We start from the raw sequence: 7909 nt of genomic DNA, 5'->3' as shown, positions 1-7909 counted from the left end.
TAGATGCATTAGCATATTTAGATGAGCGATAATAATTACAAAACATATTTTTCATGTTGAAAAATAGCCTAAAACAAAAGTGAATAAATTAAACAAAATGATATTTAAAAGCTTTAGACCCTACGATATAGTCTTCATGTTGAATGGGGTTTTTATAATAAACTCTTTTAAGAAGGAAGCAATTTTGACGTGGCTTGAGAAAAGTAGAAAAGAAGTAACCAAGTACGGTTTATTTCCGGGAAGGATACTTCTTTTTTAAATTTTACGATGACCTTTCATCAACACGCTCTATTTTATATACCCCTCGATCCGTACTTATTAAAAATGTCGTCCCGTTAAATTCATATAGAGTATCATTTTCTAGTGGGATTTCATATATAGAGGATGGTAAAGGCTGTGAATCATTGTTATCAGTTTGAATTATTCCATGTCCGTTCAGCTGCAACGTATGGACAGGTTCATATCCATCAATGGTTGGTGCTTCATTAAGATAAGTTACCTTTTCTAATTGCATGACGATTTCATCTAAATCATTCATTTCTAGCTTGGATATTTTAATTTGATCGTTATTCCAATTTTTCAGCAAATCATTAAACTGTTCAATCGATAAAAACTTATATCGTTTTTCCAAGATTATCCCTCCTGCATATAAATTAACCTGTTCTAGAGAAAATAATCTAAAAAAATAAAATTTCGCTAAAAAAATGTCACAGAAGATTTATGTGCGAACTTTATTGACAATCCCTGTGTTACTAGAAATTCAGAAATTAATATTCAACAATTAATTGGTCGTGATTTGATGGATTTGATTAATCTTCAGAAGAACTTATGAATCAAATTGCCAATATGATCGCGATAATTCGGACATCAGTTTTCCATTCCTGGTAGGGTAATTTACCTTGGTGGTAAAGGAAAAAGCTGAAGAATCAATCGAGTGGAGATAGATACTCACCGAGACGCACACCTATTATGAATAAAGGATGTGTTATAATAAGTTAACGAATGTGATAGAAAATTACTTAAGAAATAGTTTCTTCTACTCTTATATTTGGTACCAGAAAACTTGACATCCAAAATTAAAATGTAAGGATTGATCAAATTGAGTAATGAAAAGTTAGATTTAATTTTAAAAGAAATACAGGGAGTAAAGCAAGGGCAGCAAGGAAAGGAATGAAGCAAGAATTGCAGGAAGTAAAGCAAGAGCAACAAGAAATGAAACAAGAACAGCAGGGAATGAAGCAAGAAATACAAGATATGAAATCATAAATGAACAATCGCTTTGATACGTTGGAAGCTAGTCTTTTAAACGAAAAAGTCAATGTCATGGATCAAAAATCAGATGGAGTCTATGAACAGGTAGCAAAAAAAGGTGAAAATATTGAGTTAATGCAAGTAGATACAAAAAACTTAAAGATACCTAAGAACGGCAAGAAAAAACAATTGATTTATTAGCAAGAAGATCAATCGATCATGAGGCGGAATTGAGAAAAATAAAATAAGATTTTGTAATCATTTATTTTATGATGGTTGAAATACCAAAATCTTTAGTTTTTACGTTAATATTTTTAAAAAGTAATCGCAAACCAGGACTGGGCGGTTACTTTTTTTGGATAGAGATAAGATATGTAGAAATGTCTACGTGCTGCAACGATCGAATGACTATGTAGTTATTTTGGTAACTTCGTGGTTACCAAAAAGTCCGTTCCATTTCTCATTGATGGAAAAAGATACAGCTTCCGCCATCAAACTGAATAACGAAACAACGATGAGCGTAATGCTTAATGAAACTAATACAATGAGCCGTCTTTTTGTAAGCGGATGCCGATCATTTTGCTTCGGCCTCTCCTCGGCAGAATATGTACGTATGTTTATTTCTGCAGATTCCATTCTAGCTAACACTCTCCAGGTTTTCGATCATCACTTCTAACGCATCAGCAATTTTCGTTCCTGGGTTAGCGCCAAATAAATCAGATAATAGAATTACTACATTTCCATTTTTAACTGTTTCTAAACTAAACCATGCTGCATTTGGTTTCCGTTTCCTGTATGAAAGAAACGGTTGGGATGTTGTTTAAATGATTCTCAATATTTTTTGTACAACTGCTACTATCCATTCCAGCGAAAGTGAGATCCTATAACAACAGGGTTTATAAGTGCTAAATGGTTCATTTTGATCAAAAAATATTTTTTTTTGCCAAAACTTGGGTAGGTCTATCTTATCTCCAAAGTTGGGTATAGTAACAACAATTCTCCTATTTAAATGATGGCAACAAGTCCCTTGCCAAAGTTATGTTTAGATTCCATTGAGTAGTGCCAACGAATTACTTTAGAATAAAAGTATAAGATATTACTTCACTAAGGGAGTGTGAAAAAATGGCTGAAAAGAAGGGCATTCGAGCAAAAGTTCAACAGTTCGGTAGTTACTTAAGTGGAATGATCATGCCGAACATCGGTGCATTTATTGCTTGGGGGATTATAGCGGCTTTATTTATTGAAGATGGTAGGTTTCCAAATGCAAAATTGGCAACAATGGTTGACCCGATGCTGTACTACTTATTGCCATTATTGATAGGGTTTACAGGCGGCCGGATGGTCTATGACATACGTGGTGGAATTGTTGGTGCTACGGCTACAATGGGAGTTATCGTCGGAGCGGATATTCCAATGTTCCTCGGTGCTATGGTTATGGGCCCACTTGCCGGCTATTTAATGAAGAAAATAGATGATCTCTTCCAGGCGAAGATTCGTCAAGGGTTTGAGATGCTTTACAATAACTTCTCTGCTGGTATTTTGGCAGCACTACTTGCGATTGTTGCTGTCTATGCAATTGGACCAGTAGTTGAAGGATTAAACACAGCACTTGCAGCAGGGGTCAAAGTGATTATTGCCGCAGGGTTATTACCACTTGCGAACATTATTATTGAACCTGCGAAAATTTTATTCTTGAATAATGCAATTAACCACGGGATATTAAGTCCTATTGGTGCAGATCAAGCGAGAGAAGCTGGAAAATCAATACTATTCTTACTGGAAGCAAACCCTGGTCCGGGTATTGGGATATTGCTCGCATTCATGGTGTTCGGTAAAGGTGCTTCCAAAAGTTCTGCAACGGGTGCAGCGATCATTCAATTTTTCGGTGGGATTCATGAAATTTATTTCCCTTACGTATTGATGAAACCAATTCTAATTTTCGCAGTAATCGCTGGTGGTGTGAGCGGTGTGTTCATGTTCCAGCTGTTTGGTGCAGGATTAGTTGCTCCTTCTTCACCTGGTAGTATTTTTGCTGTCCTTGCGATGACAGCACAAGATAGTTATCTCGGTGTAATTTTAGGTGTTCTAGTTGCCGCAGCTGTCACCTTTGTTATCGCTGCTATCATTTTAAAATCAAGCAAGACAGAAACGGATAGTTTAGCAGATGCTACGGGTAAAATGGAAGCAATGAAAGGGAAGAAGAGCTCAGTTACAGGTGTTTTGAACCAAGATGAAGAAGAAAATGAAGACATTATAAAAACAGTCACCATCCAGAAGAAAAAACCAGAACAAATCGATAAGATTATTTTCGCCTGTGATGCTGGTATGGGCTCAAGCGCAATGGGGGCATCCCTTCTGAAAAATAAATTCAAGAAATCGGATATCGATATTTTCGTAATAAATAAAGCGATCAATGATATTCCAAATGATGCGGATATTGTTATCACCCATAAAGACTTGACCGATCGTGCAAAAGCAAAAGTTCCAACAGCTGAGCATATTTCCGTCGATAACTTCCTGAACAGCCCGAAATACGATGAACTCGTAGAGCGATTGCTTACAGGAGAAGTAGCAGATGACTCAGATCAAGGGACAGAAGAAACAGCACCTGAAACAGAACATGAGAAAAAAGAAGAAGTAAATAAAGTAATCTTCGCCTGTGATGCTGGTATGGGTTCAAGTGCGATGGGCGCCTCGTTACTTAAAAATAAATTCAAGAAGGCAGATATCGACATTTTCGTAACGAATAAAGCGATTAATGACATCCCGGATGATGCAGATATTGTTATCACCCATAAAGATTTGACTGATCGTGCGAAGAATAAACTTCCAACGGCAGAACATATTTCCGTCGATAACTTCCTGAACAGCCCGAAATATGACGAGCTGGTAGATCGCCTGAAAGATAATTAGTTGGGGGGAGAGTTCGCCTTGAGTATTACAGCGCGGGAAAGAAAAATTATTCTTTTCTTACTCCAAAAGCAAGCACAAGTGACAGTAGAAGATGTTGCTGAAGCCCTTGATGTTAGCTCGCGGACGATTCACCGGGATTTAAAAGGTGTTGAAAAAATCCTTTTGAATCACCGGATGGAGCTCGACAAAAAGCCTGGTGTAGGGCTTCAAATCGTTGGTGAACAAGCAGATAAACGATTATTAGAGCGGTTGCTTACAAGTATTAGTCCGAATGACTATACCCAAGAAGAAAGACAAGCAATGATTCTATCCATGTTGCTTGAAGCGAATGAACCGATAAAATTATTCACCCTTGCTCACGAATTGGATGTAACCATTGCAACAATCAGTAACGACTTGGATCAATTGGAAGCGGAATTAGAGAACTCTCACTTAACACTTATCCGTCGCAGAGGATTTGGCGTCCAAATTGAAGGAGATGAAGCGAATAAGAGGTTCGCAATTACACATTTAATTGCCAAATATGTGGACCCTTTCGCCTTTATTTCCCTACTAAAGGAAAACATTCAAAACAAACAGACGCCAACCATTTCCAATCGCTTATTGGGACTCGTCGATCCAGATAAATTGCGAGTGATTGAAAAAACGGTGGAACAAGCAAGTACAAAACTCCCCTATGCATTAGCTGATAGTGCACGTGTGGGTTTAGTTGTCCACCTAGCACTCGCAATCGAACGACTGCAAAAAGGGGATACGATTCAATTTGACCGGGCATATTTCGAACAGTTACAGGGTACAAAAGAATATAAGATAGCGGAAAAAATCATCAGCGAATTGGAAACAACCTTGGAGATCAGCATCCCCAACGATGAGATCGGTTATATTACCATGCATTTAATGGGAGCGAAACTTCGCTCAGACCAGCATGTTTTGTTAGAAGTAGAGAACACGGGATTTGCTTATCAGGTTAAGCAGTTAATTGCTTATGTAAGTAAACAGATTCATGTGGATATGATGGGAAACAATCAATTACTGAATGATTTAGTCACCCATTTGAAACCGGCCATTTACCGGATTAATAAGCGGATGAAGATTACGAATCCAATGATCGATCAGATTAGAAATGAATATGACGAATTGTTTCATTTAATTGCAGAAGCGACGAGCGTCATTTTCCCTGATTTAGATATCCCGGATGATGAGATTGGTTTCATCGTCCTTCATTTTGCAGCTGCATTACTAAAGGGTGAAAGACTAAAGGCTCTTGTTATATGCTCCAGTGGAATCGGCACGGCGAAAATCTTAGCAACTCAATTAATGAAACAAGTACCAGAAATTAAGCAAATAGAAAACAAATCGATGTTCGATGTAGACGAGGAAGACCTGGATCAATACGATTTAATCATTTCAACGCTCCCCTTAAAAGAGTTGGAGGAAAGCGATTATATTCTCGTTTCTCCAATGTTAGATCAATCAGAAGTCCATCAGATTAAGAAGGCAATTCGCCAGCAGAGACTCGTTGTAAATAATGAAAAGCAAAAAAGTAATCCTAATTCGCTTTTGCAGTTAGAGACCATCAAGCTTTATATCGAAACAATTATTGACCTGCTCCATTCCTTCTATGTCGATGAACGGAATCAATCAGAATCAACATTGCGAGCGATTTGTATCGATTTGGAAAAGCGGAAAAGAATTAAGAACAGCGAAACGGTTTTTACTAAACTGATGGAAAGGGAGCAAGTTGGCGGGCTCGGGATACCAGATACGAGCTTGGCACTTTTCCATACACGCTCTAGAGACGTGCCTTCCATCCATTTTTCAATTTATGTGTTAGAAAATCCGCAACTGATGAGAGGAATGGACGGAAAAGAGATGGAAGTGAAACATATCCTAGTCATGCTAGCCCCCAAAGATATTCAGCAAGAAAGTTTAGAAACACTAAGTTATTTAAGCAGCTTGCTCATCCAGGAAGACGAAGCAGTTCGTTTATTTGAATCTGCTGATGAAACGGCAATCAAGTTCTATTTAGCCGAGCGTTTTCAGACGTTTTTGAAGGATAAAAAGTTATTATAAGTATAAGTTCAAAAAGTTCGAAGTGTAATTTTTACCGGGCTTTTTGAACAACCTCTATTAAGGAGTGGTGTTTACCATGGCAAAAGAAGTATTAGCAAAAGAAAATATTAAGTTGAATGTTTCATTTAATAATCAGGAAGAAGCGATTCGCTACGCAGGTCAAATTTTAGTAGATAATGGCTATGTCGAACCTTCTTATATTGATAAAATGTTTGAACGTGAAGAATTAACATCGACCTATATGGGGAACTTCGTCGCTATACCACATGGTACAGAAGATGCGAAGTCGTTAGTGAATGAATCGGGCTTATCAGTCGTAACTATCCCGGAAGGTGTAGAGTATGGAGAGGGCAACACGGTGAAAATCTTAATGGGTATTGCTGGTAAAGGCGACGAGCACTTAGATATTCTCTCCAATATCGCAATCGTGCTTTCCGATGAAGACAATATCCAATTGATACTTGACGCAGCGTCAGAAGAAGAAATCATTCGTATCTTTGATGAGGTGAACTAAATGGAAGCAGTACATTTTGGTGCAGGCAATATTGGACGTGGTTTTATTGGTTTATTACTCCATCAGGCGGGATACCATACAACTTTTATTGATGTGAATGAAGCAGTGATTAAGGAAATCAATGAGAAAAAACAATACACCGTCGTACTAGCAGCTGAGGAGAGCGAATCCTTAACCGTTAAAAATATTTCCGGAATTAGCAGTATCCAACAGCCGGATAAAGTCGTTCGGGCGATTGTCCATGCGGATATGATTACAACTGCTGTCGGGCCAAATGTATTGCCGATCATTGCTGAGCTCATCGCTAAAGGTTTAAAAGAGCGAGCTAAAACAACTAATCAATCGCTGAATATTATCGCCTGTGAAAACATGGTCGGTGGCACATCCTTTTTAAAGGAGAAAATTTACGAACATCTGACACAAGAAGAAAAAATAACATTTGATAATTTGTTCGGTTTCCCAGATGCAGCGGTAGACCGAATTGTACCGAATCAGAAACATGACAATCTGCTCCAAGTTTCTGTAGAACCTTACTATGAATGGGTTGTTGAAGAACCGGCAATCAAAGGGAGCAAGCCAGAGGTTAATGGGATCACTTTCGTGGAAGATCTCACCCCCTATATCGAACGCAAGCTATTCACGGTCAATTCAGGCCACGCAGCCGTCGCTTATGTCGGTCATCAAATAGGATATCAAACCATTACAGAAGCGATTAATGATGAAAAGGTACAAGAAATCATTAAAGGCGCATTGCATGAGTCAGGTGAAGCATTAATTCAAACATACGATTTTAACCGGGAAGAACATCAAGCTTATATTGAAAAAATTATCGGCCGCTTTATGAATCCATATATTTCGGATGAAATCACAAGGGTAGCAAGAGGCCCAATTCGTAAGCTAGGTGCGAAAGAACGACTCATTCGCCCGGCAACCATGTATATGGATGTAACTGGGAAAGAACCAACCTACCTAGCAAAAACAATCGCATCTGCTCTCAAATTTACCAATGAACAAGATGAAGAGGCAGTAAAATTACAGAAGATGATTGCAGATCAGGGTGCCCGAGAAGCACTGAAAGAAGTTTCCGGATTGGAAACAGGACATCCCTTGCTTGAAGTTATTTTAAACGCATATAATGAAAGATAAGACTAAATATAA

General features: G+C 38.1%; 7 protein-coding genes. 5 read left to right on the top strand and 2 right to left on the bottom strand.

All coding sequences use genetic code 11. From position 1 onward, the window contains the following. Positions 1-262: 262 nt before the first annotated feature. The gene (locus SPD89_RS18225; protein ID WP_336263376.1) at positions 263-631 is read right to left on the bottom strand and encodes a hypothetical protein; all 369 of its coding nucleotides are present in this window, start codon (positions 629-631) and stop codon (positions 263-265) included. Between the two features lie 635 nt (positions 632-1266). Between SPD89_RS18225 and SPD89_RS18220 the strand changes: the two genes are divergently transcribed. After that, complete coding sequence (locus SPD89_RS18220) at positions 1267-1452, top strand: hypothetical protein (protein ID WP_336263375.1); 186 nt, start codon at positions 1267-1269, stop codon at positions 1450-1452. 207 nt (positions 1453-1659) lie between these two features. On the opposite strand, the gene SPD89_RS18215 is transcribed toward SPD89_RS18220, so the two are convergent. Beyond that, the gene (locus tag SPD89_RS18215) at positions 1660-1887 is read right to left on the bottom strand and encodes a hypothetical protein (RefSeq protein ID WP_336263374.1); all 228 of its coding nucleotides are present in this window, start codon (positions 1885-1887) and stop codon (positions 1660-1662) included. 486 nt (positions 1888-2373) lie between these two features. Here SPD89_RS18215 and SPD89_RS18210 point away from each other — a divergent pair, with 486 nt between their 5' ends. The 4 genes from SPD89_RS18210 (at position 2374) to SPD89_RS18195 (ending at position 7897) form a co-directional block, all read left to right on the top strand. Next, positions 2374-4164 (top strand): PTS mannitol-specific transporter subunit IIBC, encoded by a 1791-nt coding sequence (locus SPD89_RS18210; RefSeq protein WP_336263373.1) that lies wholly within the window; start codon positions 2374-2376, stop codon positions 4162-4164. Positions 4165-4182: 18 nt separating this feature from the next. Beyond that, a complete protein-coding gene (locus SPD89_RS18205; RefSeq protein WP_336263372.1) occupies positions 4183-6237 on the top strand; it encodes a BglG family transcription antiterminator in 2055 nt (684 codons plus the stop codon). A gap of 76 nt (positions 6238-6313) precedes the next feature. Then, the gene (locus SPD89_RS18200; RefSeq protein WP_336263371.1) at positions 6314-6751 is read left to right on the top strand and encodes a PTS sugar transporter subunit IIA; all 438 of its coding nucleotides are present in this window, start codon (positions 6314-6316) and stop codon (positions 6749-6751) included. Next, on the top strand, positions 6752-7897 hold the full coding sequence (locus SPD89_RS18195; protein WP_336263370.1) for a mannitol-1-phosphate 5-dehydrogenase: 1146 nt from the start codon (positions 6752-6754) through the stop codon (positions 7895-7897). Positions 7898-7909: the final 12 nt, after the last annotated feature.

The organism is Pseudogracilibacillus sp. SO30301A, from assembly GCF_037072025.1.
Taxonomy (GTDB): domain Bacteria; phylum Bacillota; class Bacilli; order Bacillales; family Amphibacillaceae; genus Pseudogracilibacillus.
The sequence above is the reverse complement of the archived record's forward strand: the minus strand, read 5'-3'. Positions and strand labels throughout refer to the sequence as shown.